The organism is Streptomyces sp. MB09-01, assembly GCF_033794505.1.
Lineage (GTDB): Bacteria > Actinomycetota > Actinomycetes > Streptomycetales > Streptomycetaceae > Streptomyces.
Map to the genome: position 1 here is coordinate 1 of NZ_JARAYQ010000086.1, position 21,689 is coordinate 21,689.

The window sequence follows — 21,689 nt, forward strand, 5'->3', positions numbered from 1 at the left end:
CCGCGCGGCAGGTGGGACGACAGAATGGCCTGATGAGCGTCACCATCGACATCGCCGGACTCCCCGCAGAGCGGATCACCTTCGCGCCCTCCCCGCTCGCGGAGCTCTGCATGGCGCTGCACGCGCTCTCCCAGCCCGCCCATCACCCCGGGCTCTCCTCCTGGACCACCGCGACCGCCGCCTCGCTCGATCCGTGCCTCGCGGACCGGCTGCTGGAGGGCGAGTTCATGTGGCGGAGCTCCTTCTCCGACATCTTCATGGCCTTCGCCGGGATCACCGGCGGGACCGGGGTCCCCGCCGGGACCCTGGCCGAGGAGCTCGACGTACTCGACCGGCTGGACGACGAGCAGTTCGTGCTGGCCGCACTGGAGCACTGCTGGCTGGCGCTCTACAACGAGGGCGGCGGCCCGTCCCCGCTCACGAACCCGGCGGCCCGGGCCAAGGCGCTGGAGGTGGCCGCCGCCCGCGGCCCCCACCAGCTGGAGTTCTCCGTACGCCTGCTGGACGACACCGCCGGCGTACGGGTGTGGATGCGCCGGCTCCTGGAGGACTGCGACGAGGCCTTCTTCGCGGAGACCTGGAAGCGCGTGGAGCCGGGGCAGAGTGCCGACGCCCGGCACAAGACCGAACTGCTGCGCCGCAAGGGGCTGCCGGCCGCGCTGAGGGAGGTCTCCACGGCGCTCAGCGTCGACGAGGGCCTCACCACCATCACGGCCGACAAGATGGTCCACGGGGCGACGACCGCGACCGACCCGCGAATAGGCAGCGGCCTCGTCTTCGTGCCGACCAACTTCGGCTGGCCGCATCTGCTCGTGGGGCACGCACCGGGCTGGCGGCCGGTGGTCCACTATCCGCTCGGCACCCCCGAACTGGCCTCCGCGCCGGGCTCGGTGGAGCTGCTCCAGCGGCGGATGGAGGCACTGGCCCATCCCATGCGGATGATGCTGTGCCGGAGTCTGGCCCGGGCTCCGTACACGACGAGCGAGCTGGCGACCGTGTACGGGATCACCGCGCCGGAGGTGTCACGGCATCTGGCCGTCCTGAAGAAGGCCGGCCTGATGCACACGCGACGACAAGGCCGCTACGCCCAGCACCAGTTGGATCTTGGGGCGGTCGCCCGCATCGGGTCCGACTTCATCGAGGGCGTCCTCCGCTAGGCGGAACCGGTGTGCGGTTTTGGCCGGTTTCCATCGGCGCAGAGTCACCGATATACGGAATTCATAAACCGAAAACAGCGAAAACTCTGGCCATGGTGGCCACTTGCTGTCTAACGTGCGCTCACTGTTTCCCCACCTGACGCACCCCGATTCTGCGCTTCAGCTGCACCGCGCTCCGCCTTGCTGTGCCCTGCTCTGCCTTGCTGTGCCCAGATCCGCCCGCCCTGCTCGCCTTTGTCGTGGAAGGACCTTCATGCCCTCACGCCGTATAGCCGCAGCAACCGCCGCCCTGGCCGCAGCGGCCCTCGTCTCACCGCTGCTGCTCGCCGGACCGGCCGGAGCCACCGGGAGCCCGCAGAGCGACGCCGCCCGCGGTGACGCGCTCGCCAAGAAGCTGGTCAAGGAAGCGACCGGCAAGGGCGCCTACAACCACCTCAAGGTCCTGCAGTCACTGGCCGACTACAACAACGGCAACCGCGCGGCCGGCTCCAAGGGCCACGAGCAGTCGGCCAAGTACGTCGAGGCCGTGATGAAGGCGGCCGGCTACCAGGTCACCCGCAACGAGTTCGACTTCGTCTACGTCGAGACCATCGAGGAGAAGCTGACGGTGGGCGGCGCGAACCAGCGCGACGTACCGATCCACCTGATGTCGTACACGGCGAACAGCCCGGAGGGCGGCGTGACCGCCCAGGTCGCCGTCGCCCCGGTCGACGCGGACGGTACGAACGGCTGCGAGCCGGGCGACTTCGCCTCCGGCACCTTCACCGGCAAGATCGCCCTGGTCAAGCGCGGCGGCTGCACCTTCGCGGTGAAGCAGCAGAACGCGGCGGCGGCCGGCGCGGTCGGCGCGGTCATCTACAACAACACCGCGGGCGCCCTCAACGGAACCCTCGGCGACCCTAACGCGGGCAAGGTCCCGACGGGCGGCATCACCCAGGAGGACGGCGAGAAGCTCGCCGCCGAGGCCGCGGCCGGCCCGGTCGAGGTCACCCTCGACATCCGCCAGCTGCGCGAGAACCGCAAGACGTTCAACGTCATCGCCGAGACCAAGGGCGGCGACGCGGACAACACCGTCTTCCTCGGCGCGCACCTCGACTCGGTCGCCGCGGGCCCGGGCATCAACGACAACGGCTCCGGCTCGGCGGGCATCCTCCAGGTCGCCCAGCGGCTCGCGAGCGAGCAGAAGAAGGTCAAGAACAAGGTCAAGTTCGCCTGGTGGTCGGCGGAGGAGTTCGGCCTGCTCGGCTCGGAGGCGTACGTCGCCGGGCTGACGGACGAGCAGAAGAAGCAGATCAAGCTCTACCTCAACTTCGACATGATCGCCTCGCCGAACTCCGCGTACTTCGTCTACGACGGCGACGACTCGGACGCCACCGGCGCGGGCCCCGGCCCGGCCGGCTCCGCCCAGCTGGAGAAGGGGATCACCGACTTCCTCGACTCGAAGAAGATCCCGCACGAGGGCACGGACTTCTCCGGCCGCTCGGACTACGGCCCGTTCATCGAGGTCGGCATCCCGTCCGGCGGCACCTTCACCGGCGCCGAGGGCATCAAGACCCCGGAGCAGGCCGCGAAGTTCGGCGGCCAGGCGGGCGTCGCCTACGACGTGAACTACCACGGCAAGGGTGACGACATCACCAACATCGACCAGAAGGCGCTCGACATCAACGTCGACGTCATCGCGGACGCGGTCGGCCACTACGCGCACGACCTGGCCCCGCTGTCGAAGCCGGTCGTCTCGACGCCGACGGGCGGCTCGGGCAGCGGCGGCGGCCTCCACCAGGGCCACGACGAGGTCGACCAGTAGGAACCGAACCGTCGGGCTGGGCCGATCTCCGGCCCGGCCCGACGGCCGGCACCATCCGGCCCCGCCGCCGATCGAGGCGCGGGGCCCGGGGCAGCGCCCCGCCCTTCCGCCCTGCCGGCGATCGAGGCGCGGGGCAGCGCCCCGGCGACGGCGCCGCAGGTCCGCGTCAGCCGGTGGCGGGGCCGCCCCAGGCCCTGATCCCGACGGGCTGGCAGAGCCACAGGAAGTCCCCCAGCCCGCCGCGGGCGGTCAGCTCCGCCGCCTCACCCGCGCAGGCCAGCGCCCGCACGTACGCCCCCGGATCCGCCGAGGCCAGCGCCAGCGCGGGCCGGGCGCCCGAGACGCCGAGGGCGCTGAGCGCCTCGCGCTGGGTCAGCAGGACCGAGTCCGGGCCCGCACAGGAGTCCAGCGCCACGTGCGCGGTGACGTCGCAGCTGCCGTCCGGGACGGGCGGGACCTCGCGGCCCGCCCGGAAACCCGTCAGGGTGCCGTACGGCGGCCTCGCGTCGCGGGTGTGGGCGTAGTCCACCGCCACCGCCAGCCCCCGCTCCAGGCTCGCCACGGCCGCCGCCCAGGCCTCGTCGCGCGCCCGGCCGATCTCCGCCCGGCCGGCCTCCGCACCACCGGCCGTGGCGCCGGCCGCGCCGCCGGCCTCCGCGCCTCCGGCCTCCCCGCCGTCGCCGGGCCACCACCGCTCCAGCCAGGCCCGGTCCGCGTCGTCCAGCGGGCCGCCGGGGCTCTCCGTACCGTCCGGGGCGACCAGGACGTAGCGCCCGTCCTCCGCGATCTCCAGCGGCACGTTGTCCAGCCACTCGTTGGCGAAGAGCAGCCCCGTCGTCCGTTCGGGTGGGGCCGCGACCCAGCGGATCCGCGGATCGAGCCCGGCGGGCCGCTCCGCGCGCTCGACGGCGTACGGGACCACCCGTGCGGCCGTCTCAGGGTCCAGCGCGGCCAGCACCCCGGCCAGCAGCTCCCCGCGCCCGGCCCCCACGTCGACCAGGTCCAGCCCCTGCGGGTGCCCGAGCTCGGCGTCCACCCACCGCAGCAGCCGGGCCACGGCTCCCGCGTACAGCGAGGAGGCGTGCACCGAGGTGCGGAAGTGTCCGGCGGGCCCGGGCCCGCCCGGGCGCACGTAGAAGCCGCCGGGCCCGTACAGGGCGGCGTCCATCGCGTCGCGCCACCGGACCGGAGTCGCATGTCCCACCTGGGTGCTCACCCCACAAAGGCTAAGGTCGCCCTCCACCTTGCGGAGTACGCCCCTGTTGCCAGGTTCGAACCTCTGGTTGACTCCAGCACCTATCACCGTTCCCTACTCTGGGTTACGTGCAGCGCCTCTACGACTTCCTCCGCAGACACCCGACGGGCGTCGACAGCTTCTGGGCTGTCCTCTTCTTCGGGGTCTCGATGCTGAACGTCGTGGGTGAGCCCGACATCGGCAAGCCCCTGAAGATCGCCGCGGTGCCCGTGGTGATCGCGCTGAGCGCGGCCGTGGCCCTGCGCCGCAAATGGACGCAGGCCATGTTCTGGCTCACCCTCGGGGCGGGCGTCTTCCAGCTGCTCATGGGGATCGTCGCCGGCGTCTACGACCTCGCCATGTTCGTGATCCTCTTCACGGTCGCCGCGAGCGAGGTCCCGCGCTGGGTCTCCCGCACCGCACTGGGCTGGGGGCTGGCGGCCGCACCGCTGTACTTCGTGCGCTTCGGCGTGGACAAGGGCAGCAACAGCGTCGACAACGTCCTCTTCGCCATCTTCATGATCATCCCCTTCGTGCTGGCCTGGGTGCTGGGCGACTCCCTGCGCACCCGCCGGGCCTACTACGCCCAGCTGATCGAGCGGAACCAGCGGCTGGAGAAGGAGCGCGAGGCCCAGGCCAAAGTGGCCGTGGCCGGCGAGCGCGCCAGGATCGCCCGCGAGCTGCACGACGTCGTCGCGCACAACGTCTCGGTGATGGTGGTCCAGGCGGACGGCGCGGCGTACGTCATGGACGTGGCCCCCGACCAGGCCAAGGAGGCCCTCCAGACCATCTCCGGCACCGGCCGCCAGGCCCTCGCCGAGATGCGCCGGCTGCTGGGCGTCCTGCGCACCGGCGAGCCGCAGGAGTCCGAGGACTACGTGCCGCAGCCCGACGTCGAACAGATCGAGGTCCTGGTCGAGCAGGTGCGGGCGGCCGGGCTCGCGGTGGACTTCGAGGTCGAGGGCGCGCCGCGTCGGCTGCCCAGCGGGGTCGAGCTGACGGCGTACCGGATCGTGCAGGAGGCGCTGACCAACACCCGCAAACACGGCGGCCCCGAGGCGAAGGCCAGCGTCCGGCTGGTCTACTTCGACGACGGACTCGGCCTGCTGGTCGAGGACGACGGCCGGGGCGCGGCCCACGAGCTGTACGAGGACGGCGGCGCGGACGGCGCCGGGCACGGGCTGATCGGCATGCGCGAGCGGATCGGTATGGTCGGCGGAACCCTGGACGCGGGCCCGCGTCCCGGCGGCGGCTTCCGGATCAGCGCACTGCTTCCCCTGAAGAAGAGATGACGAGGACGAGGTAACTGATGTCCATCCGAGTGATGCTGGTCGACGACCAGGTGCTGCTGCGCACCGGCTTCCGGATGGTGCTCGCCGCCCAGCCGGACATGGAGGTCGTCGCCGAGGCGGGCGACGGCCTGGAGGCGCTGGAGGTGCTGCGGGCCACGAAGGTGGACGTGGTGCTGATGGACGTCCGCATGCCGAGGCTGGACGGTGTCGAGGCGACGCGGCGGATCTGCGAGCCGCAGGAGCACCCGAAGGTCATCATCCTGACCACCTTCGACCTGGACGAGTACGCCTTCTCCGGCCTGAAGGCCGGTGCGAGCGGCTTCATGCTGAAGGACGTCCCGCCGGCCGAACTGCTGGGGGCCATCCGCTCGGTGCACAGTGGGGACGCGGTGGTCGCCCCGTCCACGACGCGGCGGCTGCTCGACCGCTTCGCGCCGATGCTCCCGACGACCACGCAGGAGCCGCAGAACAAGGAGATCGAGCGGCTGACGGAGCGCGAGCGCGAGGTCATGCTGCTGGTGGCCCAAGGGCTGTCGAACGGGGAGATCGCGGCCCGGCTGGTCCTGTCGGAGGCGACCGTGAAGACCCACGTGGGCCGCATCCTGACGAAGCTGGGGCTGCGCGACCGGGTCCAGGTCGTGGTGCTCGCGTACGAGACGGGGCTGGTCCGCGCGGGCGGCGGAGCCGGATAGTCCGCCTCACGAAAGATCCCCTCGGGCCGCCCTGACCCGAGGGGATCGCGCTACGCGGCTCAGCGGCCTCAGCGGCCTCAGCGGCCTCAGCGGATGACGTTACCTCGCGTGCCGCAGCCGTCCCCCCCGTCCGGCTCACGCGGCCGGCCCGGTCATCCAGCGGTCCGGACGGGCCGACGCACGGGAGGTACGGGCGCGGACGGCCTGGGCGGCCAGCAGGGCCGCGGCCTCGTCCGCCCCGCGCAGCCGGGCCGTGACCGTGCCGTTCGCGCCGGTGTCCACGTGTACGTCGGCAAGGCCGCGGGCGCGGGTCCAGGGGCCCTGGGTGAGGCGGACGCTCTGCACCTTGGCGTGCGGGACGATCTCCGTACGGCGGCACAGGCGGCCGTGCCGGGCGGCGAACACCTCCGGGGAGACGGCCAGCGCGTAGCCCTTCCACCACACCGGGACCACCCAGCGCGAGCCGGCGCGCGGGGAGCCGGAGAAGGACAGGGCCTCCAGGTCCACCCCGGGCAGCACCCGGGCGATCACGGCGTACGCGGCGGCCCGCGAGGCCACCGGGACCAGGACCTCGTTCTTGGAGCCCGCCACGGCCAGCTCCACGCGGACCCGGCCGCGCCGCCGCCACAGCAGCGGCTCCACGATCCGTACGGACTGCACGCGGCCCGGCGGCACGGTCTCGTGGGCCCGGTCCAGCATGCCGTGGTCCAGGCGCAGCCCGTCCGGGGACTCCGCCACCCGCCAGTCGTACTCCGCGAGGAAGCGGCCCGCGGTGGCCGCCCAGACCGCGCCGAGCAGCGGGAGCAGGGCGACGACGGCCGCCCACGGGCTGGAGCTGAACCACCACACGGCCACCGGCCCGACGACCCCGGCCGCGAGCGCCGCCAGAACGCCGAGGCTGAGCAGCAGCGACACGGCGAGTTCGCGCGGGCTCACGCGCAGGAGCTCCCGGTCGGGGGCCTCGCCGAGGCGCACCGCCTCCTCGGGGGCGAAGCCCGCCGCGCGGGCGAGGAGTTCGGCGCGCAGGGCGACGGCCTCCTTCTCGCCGAGGAAGGACAGCTGGTCCTTGTCGTCGGTGCCGATGACGTCGAGGCGCAGGCTGGCGACGCCGGTCAGCCGGGCCAGCAGGGGGCGGGTGACGTCCACGGCCTGGAGGCGGTCGAGGCGGATGTGCGCGGTGCGCCGGAAAAGCAGCCCGGTGCGGATGCGCAGTTCGGTGTCGGTCACGGCGTAGTGGGTGAACCACCAGCTCAGGAAGCCGTAGACGGCGAAGACGAGGACGACGCCGGCCAGCGCCAGCAGTCGCAGGAGGACGGAGAGGTCCGCCATCCACTTCTGGGCCTGGTCGCCCTGCTGGGCGATCACGCCGACGGTCGCGGCGATCGGCACCCAGGCGCGGCGCAGCGGCGTGAAGGGGTGCAGCCGCCGTCCGCCTGCGGCGGGCCCGGCGGCGGAGGCGGGAGCGGATGCGGGCCCGGCGGCTGAAGCGGGAGCCGATGCGGGCCCGGCGGCTGAAGCGGGAGCCGATGCGGGCCCGGCGGCTGAGGCGGAGGGGGCGGGAACCAGCGGGGCCTCGCGCTCCGGACCGGAGGTCACAGGCCCGCCGACCTTGCCTCGCCGAGGGCTGTGAGGCGGTCGCGCAGCCGCTCCGCCTCGGCCGGCACCAGGCCGGGGATCTTGGCGTCGGTGGCCGCCGCCGCCGTGTGCAGCTGTACGGAGGCCAGCCCGAAGCGCCGCTCCAGCGGGCCCGAGGCGACCTCGACCAGCTGCATCCGCCCGTAGGGGACCACGGTCTCCTCCCGCCACAGCACGCCCCGGCTGATCAGCAGGTCGTCCGCGCGCTCGGCGTACCGCCAGGACCGCCAGTTCCGGCCGAGCAGCACCCAGCCCCAGACCAGGACGGCGAGCCACGGCACCCCGAGGAACGCCCACCACGGGCCGGCCGTCAGCCCCAGTACGAGGGCGGTCACGACGGCGAACCCCGTCGTCCAGATCACCAGCAGCAGCCGCCGCAGAGTGAGCAGCCCGCCCGGCAGCCCCACCCACACGGGCCCGCCCGTCTCACCCTCTGTCCCCGTATCCATCCCTCCAGCCTAGGGCTGAGACAATGCCCGCATGACGGAGACCACGGTCGGCATCGGCGGAGCGGCGGAGAGCACCGACATGGTGCTCAACATCGGCCCCCAGCACCCTTCCACGCACGGCGTGCTGCGCCTGCGCCTCGTCCTGGACGGCGAGCGGATCGTCAGCGCCGAGCCCGTGGTCGGCTACATGCACCGCGGCGCCGAGAAACTCTTCGAGGCCCGCGACTACCGGCAGATCGTGATGCTCGCGAACCGCCACGACTGGCTGTCCGCGTTCTCCAACGAGCTCGGCGTGGTCATGGCCGTCGAGCGGATGCTCGGCATGGAGGTCCCCGAGCGGGCCGTGTGGATGCGGACCCTGCTCGCCGAGCTGAACCGGGTGCTGAACCACCTGATGTTCCTCGGCTCGTACCCCCTCGAACTGGGCGGGATCACTCCGATCTTCCACGCGTTCCGCGAGCGCGAGGAGCTCCAGGCCGTCATGGAGGAGATCTCCGGCGGCCGCATGCACTACATGTTCAACCGCGTCGGAGGCCTCAAGGAGGACCTGCCGGCCGGCTGGCTCGGCCGGGCCCGCGCCGCGATCGCCGACGTCCGCACCCGCATGGACGTCTACGACAAGCTGGTCCACGGCAACGAGATCTTCCGCGCCCGCACCCGCGGCGTCGGGGTCCTGTCCGCCGAGGCGGTGCACGCGTACGGGGTCTCCGGCCCGATCGCCCGCGCCTCCGGCGTCGACTTCGACCTGCGCCGCGACGAGCCGTACCTGGCCTACGGCGAGCTGCAGGACGTCCTCAAGGTCGTCACCCGCACCGAGGGCGACTGCCTGGCCCGCTTCGAGTGCCTGCTGGACCAGACCCACAACGCCCTCGACCTGGCCGTGGCCTGCCTCGACCGGATGGCGGAGCTGCCGCCGGGGCCGGTCAACCAGCGGCTGCCCAAGGTGCTGAAGGCGCCCGAGGGCCACACGTACGCCTGGACCGAGAACCCGCTCGGCATCAACGGCTACTACCTCGTCTCGAAGGGCGAGAAGACCCCGTACCGGCTGAAGCTGCGCAGCGCCTCGTACAACAACATCCAGGCCCTGGCCGTGCTGCTGCCCGGGCAGCTCGTCGCGGACATGGTGGCGATCCTGGGCTCGCTCTTCTTCGTGGTCGGCGACATCGACAAGTAGCGACCGCGCGAGCGGCCCCTTCGGCGGCAGACTGGGACGTCCGCAGTCCGACGAGGAGGTCGCCCGTGCCCGTCCCGATCATCATCGACTGCGATCCCGGGCACGACGACGCACTGGCGATCATGCTGGCGGCTGCGAACCCGGCGGTCGATCTGCTCGCCATCACCACGGTCGCCGGCAACCAGACGCTGGAGAAGACCTCCCTCAACGCCCGCCGGGTGTGCACCGTCGCCGGGATCACGGACGTTCCCATCGCCGCCGGCTGCGACCGGCCGCTGCTCCAGCGGCTGGCCGTCGCGGACGACGTGCACGGCGAATCCGGAATGGACGGACCGCAGTTCCCGGAACCCACCGTCGGCCTGGTCCCCGAGCACGCGGTGGAACTCATCCACCGGATCCTCGTGGAACACCCGGAGCCGGTCACCCTGGTCCCCACCGCCCCGCTGACCAACATCGCCCTGCTGCTGACCCGCTACCCGGACAGCGCCGCCCGCATCCGCGAGATCGTGCTGATGGGAGGCTCCACGGAGCGGGGCAACCGCACCCCGGCGTCCGAGTTCAACATCCACACCGACCCGGAGGCCGCGGACATCGTCTTCCGCAGCGGGGTACCCGTGACCATGTGCGGGCTCAACGTCACCCACCAGGCCCTGGCCACGCCCGAGGTCCTGGCCCGCTTCGAAGGCCTCGGCACCGAACTCGGCGACATCTGCGCCGGATTGCTGGCCTACTTCGCATCGACGTACAGCCGGCTGTGGAACATGCCCCACCCGCCGCTGCACGACCCCGTCGCGGTGGCCCGCGTGATCGACCCGGCCGTCGTGGAGTGCGTGGAGGCGAACGTCACCGTGGAACTGCACGGCCGGTACACGCGCGGGGCCACCGTCGTGGACCTCCACCGGTACCTGGACCGGCCGGTCAACGCGCAGGTCGCCGTGGCCCTCGACGCCCGGCTCTTCTGGGACCACATGGTCGACGCGGTCGCCGCCCTCGGCAGGCCCCGCCCGTGACCGCCGCGGGCCGGGCGGCGCTGCGGGCCGGGCGGCGCTGCGGGACCGGGTGCAGCAGGCCCACGGAGCGCGGCTCGCCGCCCGGCAGGGCTGATGTCGGTGGGGCAGGGCAGACTGGGGGCCATGTCCCACTCCCCCCGTCGGGCCTGCCCCGCCTGCGGCCGCGACTGCGCCGTCACCGCCGGACGGATCGCCCGCCACGACCCCCCGGCCGGGCGCGGACGCGGCGACCTGGTGTCCTGCCCCGGATCCCGGGCCCGGGTGGTGCTCGGCGCCTCCGCGCCGACGCTGGACGGCTTCGTGCTGCCCGAACACCCCGGTCAACTGCCGCTGTTCTGAGCGCGGTCTCCCCGATGACCGGGCCGGACGGGGGCGGGTGCTACGAGATCGCGGTGCGCAGCCGGACCACGTCGATCGGCTCGGTCTCGTCGTGGGCCGTCAGGTCGATGACCTGGCCCACAGCACGGGTCTCGGCGGTCGCCGGCTTGAACTCCGGTCCGGGGACGTCCTGGGCGGACTCCGCCTTGTGGACCGCGAGGGCCTCGGCGCCGACCACGTCGGCCAGGTCCTCGTTCTGGACCGCCTCGATCACCGCACGGGCCTGCGCCGCGTTCTTGGTGCCGAAGAAGTCGAAGCCGCCCTCGACGCGGGAGGCCGTGCGCCGCTGGGCCGCGTACGGGGCCACCGCCGCCGCCGGACGCCGCGCCGGGACCGCGGACGCGGGGGCAGAGGACGCCGGGGCCGAGGACGCGGGGAGCGCCGACGGCGCGGCGGGGGCCGCGGGCAGCGCCGCCTGCTGCGCCCTGCGGGCCAGCGCCCCCAGAGCCGCGTGGGCCCGGGCGTAGCCGACCGTGGTGGGCGCGCCCGCCGAGGTGCGCTCCTCGGAGACGGGCGGAAGTTCCTTCTGCGTGGCGGCCGGAGCCGCGGAGGCCTCGATGGCCAGCAGCCGGCGGCCCTCCAGGGCGCTGGCGCGCTCGGTCTCGGCGGTCGCGTAGCGCCGCAGCAGCGCCGCGTGCTCGCCGCGCAGCCCGGCCAGTTCGACCCGCTTGGCGCGCAGCTTGGCGTCGAGCCGGCCGCGCAGCACGCGGGCCTCTTCGAGGTCGGATTCGAGCTCGGCTATCCGCTCGTCCGTCCGCCACTCGTCCTTGACCCGCTCGCGCGCGAGCTCCGCGACGCGGCGGCCCGCCGAACGGTCCCAGGCCCGCATCACGACGGCGCCGCCGATCCCGGAGGCCGCGGTGAGGGCCACGAGCAGCCTCAGCGCCAGCGGTTCCGCGAGCAGCCAGGCCGCTCCGGCGCTGATGACGGACACACCTGCGACGGTCGACGGCGTGAGCAGCCGGTGCAGGGGTTCTGGATTGCGGTGGCGTCCACGGGGCATGGCCCGAAATTTACAGGGCGTGGGGGTCGAGCGGGATACCCGCCCGGCAATCTCTTGCCGAGCTTCCCGGGCAGGTACTCCACATTCCTCCACCAACCACGTGACTTCTACTTCTTCAGAAGACCCTTGGACTCCAGGTAGGCCTTCGCGACGTCCGCCGGCTTGGCGCGCTCCGCGTCCACCTTCCGGTTCAGGTCGACCAGGTCGGCCGTCGTGAGGACCTTGGTCAGCTGGTCGAGGGCGGCCGCGACCTCGGGGCCGCCGGCGTCCTTGGCGTTGACCACCGGCAGCACGTTGTCGGCGTTCTGGAGCTTCTTGTCGTCCTCCAGCAGGACCAGGCCGAAGCTGTCGAGGGTGGCGTCCGTGGTCGTGGTCAGCACGAGCTGGTCGGCGCCGTCCTTGACGGCCTGCTTGGCCTGCGGGGTACCGACACCCTTCGGGTCAATACCGGAAACCTGAATTCCGTATGTCTTCGTCAACCCCGGCGCGCAGAAGGGCCGTACAGAGCATTCGTCGCCCGCCGCGATCTTCACCTTCAGCCCGGACTTACCAAGATCGGAAAGCGTCTTCAGGTTGTTCTTCTGGGCGAATTCCTTGGTCACCGCGAATGCGTTCTGGTCGACCGCCCCGCCCGCGGGCAGCGCCTTCAGTCCGAGCGGAGCGGCGAGCTTCTCGAGAGCCGCCACCGTCGCCGCGACGTCGCTCGACGCCACCGGCTTCTCCTCGGGCGCCTTCGGGCCGTTCACCTTGGCGTTGAGGAACTCCGCGAGCGTGGCCGCGTACTCCGGGACGACGTCGATCTCGCCTTTCTCCAGCGAGGGTTCGTACAGTTCGCGGTTGTTGACCGTCTTGATGGAGGTGCTGTGGCCCGCGTCCTTGAGGACCTGGGCGTACAGCTCCGCCAGCACGTTCGATTCGGTGAACCCGGCGGCGCCGACGACCAGGCTGCCCTTGCCCTCCGCGGCCGGGGCCGCCGAGCCGCCGTCCTTGCTCTTCTCCAGGCTGTCGCCGCCGCACGCGGCCAGCGACACCGTCAGGGCCAGGGCGCCAAGGGATGCGCCGAGGACGCGCGTGGTCTTGCTCATGGAGTGACTCCGTTCGAGGGTGTGGACAGGATTCAGCGGTGGCCCGCGGCCCGCGGCAGCAGCCGGTCCGCCGCCACCAGCACGCCCTCCACCAGCAGGGCGAGCGCCGCCACCAGCAGGGCGCCCGCGACGACCTGCGGGGTGTTGTACGTGTTGAAGCCGGCGGTGATGATCCGGCCGAGGCCGCCCTGGCCGACCATGGCGGCGATCGTGGCCGTGGCGATGACCTGCACCGCGCCCGAGCGCAGCCCGGTCATCACCAGGCCGCGCGCCAGCGGGAGCTCGACGCGCAGGAAGAGCTGGCCGCCGGACATGCCCATGCCCCGGGCGGCCTCCACCACCGAGCGGTCCACCTCGCGCATGCCGACGTACGCGTTCGTCAGCAGCGGCGGGACGGCGAACAGCACGAGCGCGGCGATGGTCGGCAGATAGCCCGCGTTGCGCAGCGGGGAGACCATGAACAGGGCCAGCACCGCGAAGACCGGAACGGCCCGGCCGATGTTGGAGACGTTGATCGCGAGGGCGCCGCCCTTGCCGAGGTGGCCGAGGTACAGGCCGAGCGGCAGCGCCACCGCGCAGGCGATGGCCAGTGCGACCCCGCTGACGTAGACGTGCTCGCCGAGCCGGTGCCAGACCCCGCTCTCCCCCGACCAGTTGGCGCCGTTCGCCAGCCAGTTCCAGGCCTCTCCCAGTACTCCCACGGCCTCAGGCCCCCTTCCCGGAAGCCGCCGGGCGGGCTCCGGCCCGGGTCCACGGCGTGAGCAGCCGCTGGATGCCCAGCAGCAGCAGGTCGGCCACGAGCGCGAGCAGCACGCACAGCACCGAGGCGGTGAGCACCTGGGCCTTGAAGGAGCTGTTCACCGCCGGGGCGATGAGGTTGCCGAGGCCCCCCTTGCCGACGATGGAGCCGACCGTGGTCAGCGCGACCGTCGAGACGGTGGCGATCCGTACGCCGGCGAGCAGCGCGGGCAGGGCCAGCGGCAGTTCGACCTGCCACATCAGCCGTCCCGGGCCGTACCCCATGCCGCGCGCGGCCTCGCGCACCTCCTCGGGCACGGCCTCCAGGCCGGCCAGCACGTTGCGCACCAGGATCGTCAGCGAATACAGCACGAGCCCGGTCACCACCAGCGCCGCCGAGAGCCCGAAGACCGGCAGCAGCAGGGAGAACATGGCCAGCGACGGGACCGTGTAGAGCAGCGTGGTGAAGGCGAGCACGGGCGCCGCCCAGTGGCGGCCGCGGCGGGCCAGCAGGGCGAGCGGCACGGACACGGCGATGCCGATCAGGACCGACACGCCCGTGATCCAGATGTGTTCGACGGTGGCGTCGGTGAGTTCCTGGGAGCGGGAGGTGACGTAGTCCCAGCAGATCCAGTCGTTCGCCACCAGGCAGTTCTGCCCGGCCATGCACCTCACCCCCGTTTTCGAACGTACGTCTTCCGATCACACGGCCACCAGCGACCATAACCCCCGACACCCGCCATGGCCGGAATCCTTCGCACCCGGGCAACACGCCCTTCACAAAACCGCACCGCGCGTGCGGAAGGATGGGTCCGTGATCCGATTCGAGCATGTGACCAAGCGCTACCCCGACGGGACGACAGCCGTCGAGGACCTGTCCTTCGAGGTGGCGGAGGGCGAGCTGGTCACGCTCGTGGGACCGTCCGGCTGCGGCAAGACGACCACGATGAAGATGGTCAACCGGCTGATCGACCCGACCTCCGGCCGGATCCTGCTGGCCGGCGAGGACATCGCGGCCGCGGACCCGGTCGAGCTGCGCCGCCGCATCGGGTACGTCATCCAGCAGGTCGGGCTGTTCCCGCACAAGACGGTGCTGGAGAACACGGCGACCGTGCCGCAGCTGATCGGCACCCCGAAGGCCAGGGCCCGCGCCCGGGCGGCCGAGCTGCTCGAACTGGTGGGGCTGGATCCGGCCGTGTACGGGGGCCGGTACCCGGAGCAGCTGTCGGGCGGGCAGCGCCAGCGCGTCGGCGTGGCCCGCGCGCTCGCCGCCGATCCGCCGGTGCTGCTGATGGACGAGCCGTTCGGTGCGGTGGACCCCGTGGTGCGCGAACGGCTGCAGAACGAGTTCCTGACGCTGCAGAAGACGGTGCGCAAGACGATCCTGCTGGTCACGCACGACCTGGAGGAGGCCATTCGGCTCGGCGACCGCATCGCCGTCTACGGGACCGGCACCATCGAGCAGTTCGCCCGCCCCGCGGCGGTCCTCGGGTCGCCCGCCACCCCGTACGTGGCCTCCTTCGTCGGATCCGACCGGGGCCTGAAGCGGCTCGCCGTCACCGCGGTCGAGGCGGCCGACCTGGCGGCGGCCGAGGGCGAGGCCCCCGCGGCGGCCGTGGAACTGGGCGCGACGCTGCGCGAGGCGCTCGCCGCCCTGCTGCAGGAGGACTCGGGTCGGATCGGGGTCACGGACCCGGACTCCGGCGCCCTGGTCGGCGTACTGACCCCGGAGGGCGTGCACCGGGCTCTGCGCCGGGCCCAGTTGCAGGACGCGTAGCGCGAAGGCGGAAGGGCCCGGCCGGAGCCGGGCCCTTCCGCCTTCACCGCGTCCACGGCCTCAGGCCTGGATGCGTCCGCTCATCCACACCAGCATCGGCGGGATCTCGCGTCGCCACGTGTTGAAGTTGTGGCCACCGCTGTCGAGGATGATGGAGGAGACCCGGTCCGGGCCCTTCACCTTCTTGATGAACTTCCGGGTGTCACCGAGGTTCGGCTCGCCCTTCTCGCTGCTGGTCACGAGGAAGGACGTCCCGCTCGGCTTCTTGTTCTCGATGCTGTGCAGCACGTCCGCACGCTTCTTCAGCTTCTCGTCCCCGTGGAACAAGTCACCGGTCGTCGGGTCGTCCGGGGCGTCGTAGTACGCCGACAGACCCGCGGCCGCACCGAAGGTCTCCGGGTAGTGCGCGGCGATCTTCAGCGCGCAGTAACCGCCCGTGGAGTTGCCGATGAAGCCCATGTTCTGCGGCTTCTTGCCGACCCGGAAGGTGCTCTGGATGGCTTGCGGGAGGTCCTCGGCGAAGAAGGTCTCGGTCTGCGGGCCGCCGGGTATATCGACGCACTCGGTGTCGCGCGGCGGCGCGATCGTCGGGCGCAGCATGACCAGGATCATCGGCTTCATCTTGCCCGACTTGGACAGGCTGAAGGCCTTCATGGGGTAGTCGAGCCCTTTGATCAGGTTCTCGGCCGTGCCCGGATACCCCGTCAGAACGATGGACGCGGGGAAGTTCTGGTCCTTGTGCTGGGGCTGGAAGTACTCCGGCGGGAGCCAGACGTAGCCGGGGCTCGTTATCTTCGACTTCTGCCCGGTTATGGCAACCTTCAGGATCTGACCGCCGACCTGGGGCTTGGCACCACCGGGGACGTCCAGCTTCTGCTTGTCGACGACCTTGATGTCATCGCTGCTCATCGAGTGGTCGACGACCTTGCCCATGGACGTCTCCTGGCCGAACAGGTCGGCCCAGGAACCGTAGAAGAGGAACGACTTGTTAGCCGCGAGACCCACAGCCGAGAACAGCGCCAGCTGCGTGGCCAGCAGGAGCCCGATCCGGCCGGCGACGGCGCGCCAGGTGCGGCCCGAGAGCTTCGGCCACATCCAGACCGTGGCCGCGAAGAGCAGCACACCGGCCAGGATGGCCAACGCCAGAACCGTAGTACTCGTGAGACCCATGAGCAGTCAGTCGACTTTCTGGTGGCAGGACAGTTTTTTTCCGACGAAAGAGTGAACCCGCTCCTCGTCAATGTCGTCCTAAGGGACGCACCACACACCGGAGGCTGTCGCGGCCTTCGGCCACATGATCTCTCGCGGAGCAACGGGAAGCGATGTCTAGCAGGATAGATGGCGATAAGTCGGGACAGGTTCCGAGCAGGGTCCGCCGAATCCTCCGAGGCCCACAGCCGGAGTCGGTGCCCGGCCTGGTAGGTACGGCCGTCATGATCGTCGGCTTTCTGGACATCGCGGCCGGTGTCTTCCCGCGCTTCCGGCACAGCCGGATCCATGCGGTCGCCGAGGTGCTGCCCGGGTCCCTGGGCCCGTTCGCGGCAGCCCTCTCCATCAGCGCGGGCGTACTGCTCCTGCTGCTCGCCCACGGCCTCAAGCGCCACAAGCGGCGGGCCTGGCGGGCCGCCGTCGTCCTGCTGCCCGCGGGTGCGGCCGCGCAGTTCGCGTACCGCCACTCGGTCGTCAGCGTGGTCATCGCGGCGGTGCTCCTGGCACTGCTGCTGCGTCATCAGGGTGAATTCAAGGCGCTGCCGGATCCGCGCAGCCGCTGGAAGGCACTCGCGAACTTCGTGCTGATGAGCGCCGGTTCCATCGGCCTCGGGCTGGTCATCGTCAACGTCCACCCGGGCAAGGTCGTCGGCAACCCGGGCCTGTCCGAGCAGCTCGCCCACGTCGTCCAGGGCCTCTTCGGCTTCGAGGGCCCGGTCCACTACGCCGGCCGGGTGTCCTGGACCGTCGGATACTCCCTCGGCGCGCTCGGCATGCTGACCGCGCTCACCACCATGTACCTGGCCTTCCGCCCCGAGCACCCGGCCGCCCGGCTCACCGCCGACGACGAGTCCAAGCTGCGCGAGCTGCTCGCCAAGCACGGCGGCCGCGACTCGCTCGGCCACTTCGCGCTCCGCCGCGACAAGGCCGTCGTCTTCTCCCCCAGCGGCAAGGCCGCCGTCACCTACCGCGTCGTCTCCGGCGTGATGCTCGCCTCCGGCGACCCCATCGGGGACGTCGAGGCCTGGCCCGGCGCCATCGAGCGGTTCATGGCGGAGGCCAAGGCCCACTCGTGGACCCCGGCCGTCGTCGGGTGCAGCGAGACCGGCGGCGAGGTCTGGACCCGCGAGACCGGTCTGGACGCCCTGGAGCTGGGTGACGAGGCGATTGTCGATGTCAAAGACTTCTCCCTCTCGGGCCGCGCCATGCGCAATGTCCGCCAGATGGTGAAGCGCATCGAGCGCAACGGCTACACCACCAAGGTCCGCCGGGTCAGCGAGCTGACCGAGACCGAGCTGGAGCAGGTGCGCGGCGCCGCCGAGGCCTGGCGCGGCACCGACACCGAGCGCGGCTTCTCGATGGCCCTGGGCCGGGTCGGCGAGGACGGCGACGGCGACTGCTTCATCGCCACCGCCCACCGCGTGGAGGAGGGCGACACCAGCCCGTACGGCGACCTCAAGGCCGTCCTGCACTTCGTCCCGTGGGGCAAGGACGGCATGTCGCTCGAGCTGATGCGCCGCGACCGCGCCGCCGACCCCGGCATGAACGAGCTGCTCATCGTGGCCTCGCTGGAGGCCTCCCCGGGCCTCGGCATCGAGAAAGTCTCGCTGAACTTCGCGATGTTCCGCGCCGCCCTCGCCCGCGGCGAGAAGATCGGCGCCGGCCCGGTGCTGCGGATGTGGCGCGGCCTGCTGGTCTTCCTGTCGCGCTGGTTCCAGATCGAGTCACTGTACAAGTTCAACGAGAAGTTCCGCCCCCGCTGGGAGCCGCGCTTCATGGTCTACCGCTCCACCCGCGACCTGCCCCGCATCGGCTTCGCCGTGATGCAGGCCGAGGGCTTCGTGACGCTGGCCCTCCCGCGCCTCTTCGCCAGCCGCCGCCGCCCCAAGCCCGTCCGCACCTGCACCCACAACCACATGACGACCGTCCCGAAGCAGACGGAACGCGAGGCCCAGGCGGCGTAGCCGCCCGTACGCCCACGGGGCCCCGGCGGCCGACGGACCGCCGGGGCCCTGCCGTATCCAGGTCAGCCCTACCCTTGGACCTATGAACACGAAGCGCGGAGCCACCGGCAGGGGCCGGGTCGCAGGTCTGCCGGAGTGGGACCGCTGCGCGGTCATGGGCGTCGTCAACGTCACGCCCGACTCCTTCTCCGACGGCGGCCGCTGGTTCGACACCACCGCAGCCGTCAAGCGCGGCCTCGACCTCGTCGAACAGGGCGCAGACCTCGTCGACGTCGGCGGCGAGTCCACCCGTCCCGGCGCCTCCCGCGTCGACGAGGAGGAAGAGCTGCGCCGGGTCGTCCCCGTGGTCCGCGGCCTGGCCTCCGAGGGCGTCACCGTGTCCGTCGACACCATGCGCGCGGCCGTCGCCGCCCAGGCCGTCGCCGCGGGCGCCGTACTGGTCAACGACGTCAGCGGCGGACTCGCCGACCCCGGCATGATCCCGGCCGTCGCCGCCGCCGAGGTCCCCTTCGTCGTGATGCACTGGCGCGGCTTCAGCGCCGGCATGAACAGCCTCGCCGTCTACGAGGACGTGCTCGCCGAGGTCACCGCCGAGCTCCGGGCCCGCATCGACGCCGTCGTGGCCGGCGGGATCGCCCCCGAGCGGCTCGTCGTCGACCCGGGACTCGGCTTCGCCAAGAACGCCGAGCACGACCTGGCCCTGGTCGCCCACCTGCCCGAGCTGCGCGCGCTGGGCTTCCCGCTGCTGGTCGCCGCGTCGAGGAAGCGTTTCCTCGGCCGGGTCCTGGCCGGCTCGGACGGCGCGGCCCCGCCGCCCGCCCGCGAGCGCGACGCCGCGACGGCCGCCGTCTCGGCCATCGCCGCCCACCAGGGCGCCTGGGCCGTACGGGTCCACGAGGTACGGGCGACCGCGGACGCGGTTCGGGTGGCCCGCGCCGTGGAAGGGGCACTCTGATCCTCAACGACCGACAAGGAGCACCGTGAGCAGAACCGACATCGAAGCGGTCGAAGAGGTCAACACGGCCTTCTACGAGGCAATGGAGCGGGGGGACTTCGACGCTCTGTCGGCGCTCTGGCTGGAGGACGAGATCTCCTGCGTGCACCCCGGCTGGCCCGTGCTCTCCGGCCGCGGCGAGGTGCTCCGCTCGTACGCCCTGATCATGTCCCACACGGACTACATCCAGTTCTTCCTCACCGACACCAAGGTGGCGGTGATAGGTGACACCGCCCTGGTCACGTGCACGGAGAACATCCTCAGCGGCGGACCCGCCGAGGACGGCGGGGAACTCGGCCCGCTCGTCGGCCAGCTCGTCGTCGCCACGAATGTGTTCCGACGCACATCCGAGGGCTGGCGCCTCTGGTCCCACCACGGTTCTCCCGTCCTCACGGAGTCCGAGGACGAGGACGAGGACGACGCCTCCTGACCCCTACGGCGGGACCCGGAGTATTTCGCAGGTAAATTCGAAGACGGACGACGCCGACCGCACTCGGCGTAGGCCCATGGCCCCGGGGAGCCCCGGGACCGGAAGCACTACGAAAGCAGGAGTGATTCGCGTGGATCGTGTCGCGCTGCGCGGCCTCAAGGCCCGCGGGCACCACGGCGTCTTCCCCCGGGAGCGCGAGGAAGGCCAGACCTTCATCGTCGACCTCGTGCTGCACCTCGACACCCGGCCCGCGGCGGCCGGAGACGACCTGGCGAAGACCGTGCACTACGGCGTGGTCGCCGAGGAGGTCGTCGACGTGGTCCAGGGCGAGCCCGTGGACCTGATCGAGACGCTGGCCGAGCGGATCGCCCAGCAGTGCCTGAAGCACGAAGCGGTGGCGCAGGTGGAGGTCGTCGTCCACAAGCCGGACGCGCCCATCACCGTCCCCTTCGACGACGTGACCATCACGATCACCCGGAGCCGCGCATGAACAACGGACTGAACGCTCAGAGCGACCCCACCGTCCAGCCGGTACCCGCCTCCGTCGTGGAGACGGTCGACGCGGCGGACGTCACCCTGTCCAACCCCAAATGGGCCGTGATCGCGCTCGGTGCGAACCTCGGCAACCGGCTGGAGACCCTCCAGGGCGCCATCGACGCCCTCGGTGACACCCCGGGCCTGCGGGTCAAGGCCGTGTCCCCCGTCTACGAGACCGAGCCCTGGGGCGTCGAGCCCGGCTCCCAGCCCTCGTACCTCAACGCCGTCGTCGCCGTGAAGACCACGCTGCCCCCGTCCTCGCTCCTGGAGCGCGGCCACGCCATCGAGGAGGCCTTCGACCGCGTCCGCGAGGAGCGGTGGGGCCCGCGCACGATCGACGTGGACATCGTCGCGTACGCCGACAGGATCTCCGACGACCCCGTCCTCACCCTGCCGCACCCGCGCGCCCACCAGCGCGCCTTCGTACTGGCCCCCTGGCACGACATCGACCCGGAGGCCCAGATCCCGGGCCGCGGCCCGGTGGCCGCGCTCCTGGCCGAAACCGGCCTGAGCGGCGTCTCGCCGCGCCCCGACCTGGAACTCCACCTCCCCGAGTAGTCGTTACCCTGTGGACTGCCTGACTCATCGGCGCGGAAAGCGGGGAACGGGCAAGTGAAGCAACTGAGGCCGGCGGTCCTGGCGGGCATCTTCGTGGTCGCCGGGGTCCTGTCCTGGGCGGGCGCCCGGCTGTGGAACGCGTACGGCACGCTGCCCGGCGTTCCGCTGGCCGCGCCGGTCGTCCTCGGCGTCATCGCGGCGGTGCTGCTGGCCACGGCCCTGTCCATGCGCTCCCGCCTGAAGGCCCAGCGCGAGCGCCGCCCCGGGGCCAAGGGCGTGGAGCCGCTGATGGCGGCCCGAGCGGTGGTCTTCGGCCAAGCCAGCGCGCTGGTGGCGGCGCTCGTGGCGGGCATGTACGGCGGCGTGGGCGTCTTCCTGCTCACCGACTCGCTGGACATCCCCGCCCGCCGCGACCAGGCCTGGTACGCCGGCTTCTCGGTCCTGGCGGGGGTGGCCGTCATCGCCGCCGCCCTCTTCCTGGAGCATGTGCTCAAGCTCCCCGAGGACGACGACCCGGCGAAGGCCGCGGCCAAGGCCTAGACGGCCGGCCGGCCGTCGGCCTCGGTCCG

General features: G+C 71.9%; 22 protein-coding genes. 14 read left to right on the forward strand and 8 right to left on the reverse strand.

The window, feature by feature from the left end; translation table 11 throughout:
• The first annotated feature begins 32 nt into the window (after positions 1-32).
• Positions 33-1,157 (forward strand): DUF5937 family protein, encoded by a 1,125-nt coding sequence (locus tag PV721_RS19445; protein WP_319726003.1) that lies wholly within the window; start codon positions 33-35, stop codon positions 1,155-1,157.
• A 253-nt stretch (positions 1,158-1,410) separates the two neighbouring features.
• Positions 1,411-2,961 carry a M28 family metallopeptidase gene (locus PV721_RS19450; protein ID WP_319726006.1) on the forward strand — a complete coding sequence of 517 codons (1,551 nt, stop codon included), beginning with the start codon at positions 1,411-1,413 and terminating at the stop codon, positions 2,959-2,961.
• Between the two features lie 166 nt (positions 2,962-3,127).
• Here PV721_RS19450 and PV721_RS19455 read toward each other — a convergent pair whose 3' ends face one another.
• Positions 3,128-4,129 carry an SAM-dependent methyltransferase gene (locus tag PV721_RS19455; RefSeq protein WP_319726085.1) on the reverse strand — a complete coding sequence of 334 codons (1,002 nt, stop codon included), beginning with the start codon at positions 4,127-4,129 and terminating at the stop codon, positions 3,128-3,130.
• A 155-nt stretch (positions 4,130-4,284) separates the two neighbouring features.
• On the opposite strand from PV721_RS19455, the gene PV721_RS19460 reads away from it, so the two are divergent.
• Both PV721_RS19460 and PV721_RS19465 read left to right on the forward strand, forming a co-directional pair.
• Positions 4,285-5,487: a sensor histidine kinase gene (locus tag PV721_RS19460; protein WP_319726010.1), complete on the forward strand. Its 1,203-nt coding sequence runs from the start codon at positions 4,285-4,287 to the stop codon at positions 5,485-5,487.
• A gap of 17 nt (positions 5,488-5,504) precedes the next feature.
• A complete protein-coding gene (locus tag PV721_RS19465) occupies positions 5,505-6,179 on the forward strand; it encodes a response regulator transcription factor (RefSeq protein ID WP_319726014.1) in 675 nt (224 codons plus the stop codon).
• 135 nt (positions 6,180-6,314) lie between these two features.
• Here the strand turns inward: PV721_RS19465 and PV721_RS19470 are convergent, their stop codons facing one another.
• Together PV721_RS19470 and PV721_RS19475 are read right to left on the reverse strand one after the other, a co-directional pair.
• On the reverse strand, positions 6,315-7,775 hold the full coding sequence (locus PV721_RS19470) for a PH domain-containing protein (RefSeq protein ID WP_319726019.1): 1,461 nt from the start codon (positions 7,773-7,775) through the stop codon (positions 6,315-6,317).
• Positions 7,772-8,263, reverse strand: a complete 492-nt coding sequence (locus PV721_RS19475) for a PH domain-containing protein (RefSeq protein WP_319726023.1) — start codon at positions 8,261-8,263, stop codon at positions 7,772-7,774. Before PV721_RS19475 ends, PV721_RS19470 begins: the two co-directional genes overlap by 4 nt.
• A gap of 31 nt (positions 8,264-8,294) precedes the next feature.
• Between PV721_RS19475 and PV721_RS19480 the strand changes: the two genes are divergently transcribed.
• From PV721_RS19480 to PV721_RS19490, 3 genes are all read left to right on the forward strand, one after another.
• Positions 8,295-9,437 carry an NADH-quinone oxidoreductase subunit D gene (locus PV721_RS19480; protein WP_030720443.1) on the forward strand — a complete coding sequence of 381 codons (1,143 nt, stop codon included), beginning with the start codon at positions 8,295-8,297 and terminating at the stop codon, positions 9,435-9,437.
• A 65-nt stretch (positions 9,438-9,502) separates the two neighbouring features.
• Complete coding sequence (locus PV721_RS19485; RefSeq protein ID WP_319726026.1) at positions 9,503-10,447, forward strand: nucleoside hydrolase; 945 nt, start codon at positions 9,503-9,505, stop codon at positions 10,445-10,447.
• 123 nt (positions 10,448-10,570) lie between these two features.
• On the forward strand, positions 10,571-10,786 hold the full coding sequence (locus PV721_RS19490) for a hypothetical protein (RefSeq protein ID WP_319726030.1): 216 nt from the start codon (positions 10,571-10,573) through the stop codon (positions 10,784-10,786).
• A 40-nt stretch (positions 10,787-10,826) separates the two neighbouring features.
• On the opposite strand, the gene PV721_RS19495 is transcribed toward PV721_RS19490, so the two are convergent.
• The 4 genes from PV721_RS19495 to PV721_RS19510 all read right to left on the reverse strand — a co-directional run bounded on the left by PV721_RS19495 (position 10,827) and on the right by PV721_RS19510 (position 14,317).
• On the reverse strand, positions 10,827-11,828 hold the full coding sequence (locus PV721_RS19495) for a hypothetical protein (protein ID WP_319726033.1): 1,002 nt from the start codon (positions 11,826-11,828) through the stop codon (positions 10,827-10,829).
• A 107-nt stretch (positions 11,829-11,935) separates the two neighbouring features.
• Positions 11,936-12,913, reverse strand: a complete 978-nt coding sequence (locus PV721_RS19500; protein WP_319726035.1) for an ABC transporter substrate-binding protein — start codon at positions 12,911-12,913, stop codon at positions 11,936-11,938.
• 32 nt (positions 12,914-12,945) lie between these two features.
• Complete coding sequence (locus PV721_RS19505; protein WP_319726038.1) at positions 12,946-13,614, reverse strand: ABC transporter permease; 669 nt, start codon at positions 13,612-13,614, stop codon at positions 12,946-12,948.
• Between the two features lie 4 nt (positions 13,615-13,618).
• A complete protein-coding gene (locus PV721_RS19510) occupies positions 13,619-14,317 on the reverse strand; it encodes an ABC transporter permease (protein WP_319726041.1) in 699 nt (232 codons plus the stop codon).
• Positions 14,318-14,465: 148 nt separating this feature from the next.
• Between PV721_RS19510 and PV721_RS19515 the strand changes: the two genes are divergently transcribed.
• Positions 14,466-15,428: an ABC transporter ATP-binding protein gene (locus PV721_RS19515; RefSeq protein WP_319726042.1), complete on the forward strand. Its 963-nt coding sequence runs from the start codon at positions 14,466-14,468 to the stop codon at positions 15,426-15,428.
• A gap of 60 nt (positions 15,429-15,488) precedes the next feature.
• Here the strand turns inward: PV721_RS19515 and PV721_RS19520 are convergent, their stop codons facing one another.
• A complete protein-coding gene (locus tag PV721_RS19520; RefSeq protein WP_319726043.1) occupies positions 15,489-16,598 on the reverse strand; it encodes an alpha/beta hydrolase in 1,110 nt (369 codons plus the stop codon).
• 152 nt (positions 16,599-16,750) lie between these two features.
• Here PV721_RS19520 and PV721_RS19525 point away from each other — a divergent pair, with 152 nt between their 5' ends.
• The 6 genes from PV721_RS19525 (at position 16,751) to PV721_RS19550 (ending at position 21,660) form a co-directional block, all read left to right on the forward strand.
• Positions 16,751-18,601, forward strand: coding sequence for a phosphatidylglycerol lysyltransferase domain-containing protein (locus PV721_RS19525; RefSeq protein ID WP_319726045.1), 1,851 nt, complete (start codon positions 16,751-16,753; stop codon positions 18,599-18,601).
• Between the two features lie 82 nt (positions 18,602-18,683).
• A complete protein-coding gene (folP, locus tag PV721_RS19530; protein ID WP_319726046.1) occupies positions 18,684-19,556 on the forward strand; it encodes a dihydropteroate synthase in 873 nt (290 codons plus the stop codon).
• Between the two features lie 82 nt (positions 19,557-19,638).
• Complete coding sequence (locus PV721_RS19535) at positions 19,639-20,025, forward strand: nuclear transport factor 2 family protein (RefSeq protein WP_051837907.1); 387 nt, start codon at positions 19,639-19,641, stop codon at positions 20,023-20,025.
• A gap of 130 nt (positions 20,026-20,155) precedes the next feature.
• Positions 20,156-20,515 (forward strand): dihydroneopterin aldolase, encoded by a 360-nt coding sequence (folB, locus tag PV721_RS19540; RefSeq protein WP_030010912.1) that lies wholly within the window; start codon positions 20,156-20,158, stop codon positions 20,513-20,515.
• Positions 20,512-21,120, forward strand: a complete 609-nt coding sequence (gene folK, locus PV721_RS19545) for a 2-amino-4-hydroxy-6-hydroxymethyldihydropteridine diphosphokinase (RefSeq protein ID WP_319726060.1) — start codon at positions 20,512-20,514, stop codon at positions 21,118-21,120. The genes folB and folK overlap by 4 nt, the downstream gene beginning before the upstream one ends.
• Before the next feature lie 54 nt (positions 21,121-21,174).
• The gene (locus PV721_RS19550) at positions 21,175-21,660 is read left to right on the forward strand and encodes a DUF3180 domain-containing protein (RefSeq protein ID WP_319726062.1); all 486 of its coding nucleotides are present in this window, start codon (positions 21,175-21,177) and stop codon (positions 21,658-21,660) included.
• The last annotated feature ends 29 nt before the right edge of the window (positions 21,661-21,689 follow it).

Excerpts from the sequence above, each read along its gene's own strand:
- PV721_RS19445 (WP_319726003.1), top strand. The coding sequence starts at position 33 with ATGAGCGTCACCATCGACATCGCCGGACTCCCCGCAGAGCGGATCACC.
- PV721_RS19450 (WP_319726006.1), top strand. The coding sequence starts at position 1,411 with ATGCCCTCACGCCGTATAGCCGCAGCAACCGCCGCCCTGGCCGCAGCG.
- PV721_RS19455 (WP_319726085.1), bottom strand. The coding sequence starts at position 4,129 with ATGGACGCCGCCCTGTACGGGCCCGGCGGCTTCTACGTGCGCCCGGGC.
- PV721_RS19465 (WP_319726014.1), top strand. The coding sequence starts at position 5,505 with ATGTCCATCCGAGTGATGCTGGTCGACGACCAGGTGCTGCTGCGCACC.
- PV721_RS19475 (WP_319726023.1), bottom strand. The coding sequence starts at position 8,263 with ATGGATACGGGGACAGAGGGTGAGACGGGCGGGCCCGTGTGGGTGGGG.
- PV721_RS19480 (WP_030720443.1), top strand. The coding sequence starts at position 8,295 with ATGACGGAGACCACGGTCGGCATCGGCGGAGCGGCGGAGAGCACCGAC.
- PV721_RS19490 (WP_319726030.1), top strand. The coding sequence starts at position 10,571 with ATGTCCCACTCCCCCCGTCGGGCCTGCCCCGCCTGCGGCCGCGACTGC.
- PV721_RS19495 (WP_319726033.1), bottom strand. The coding sequence starts at position 11,828 with ATGCCCCGTGGACGCCACCGCAATCCAGAACCCCTGCACCGGCTGCTC.
- PV721_RS19500 (WP_319726035.1), bottom strand. The coding sequence starts at position 12,913 with ATGAGCAAGACCACGCGCGTCCTCGGCGCATCCCTTGGCGCCCTGGCC.
- PV721_RS19510 (WP_319726041.1), bottom strand. The coding sequence starts at position 14,317 with ATGGCCGGGCAGAACTGCCTGGTGGCGAACGACTGGATCTGCTGGGAC.
- PV721_RS19520 (WP_319726043.1), bottom strand. The coding sequence starts at position 16,598 with ATGGGTCTCACGAGTACTACGGTTCTGGCGTTGGCCATCCTGGCCGGT.
- PV721_RS19525 (WP_319726045.1), top strand. The coding sequence starts at position 16,751 with ATGTCTAGCAGGATAGATGGCGATAAGTCGGGACAGGTTCCGAGCAGG.
- folP (WP_319726046.1), top strand. The coding sequence starts at position 18,684 with ATGAACACGAAGCGCGGAGCCACCGGCAGGGGCCGGGTCGCAGGTCTG.
- PV721_RS19535 (WP_051837907.1), top strand. The coding sequence starts at position 19,639 with ATGGAGCGGGGGGACTTCGACGCTCTGTCGGCGCTCTGGCTGGAGGAC.
- folK (WP_319726060.1), top strand. The coding sequence starts at position 20,512 with ATGAACAACGGACTGAACGCTCAGAGCGACCCCACCGTCCAGCCGGTA.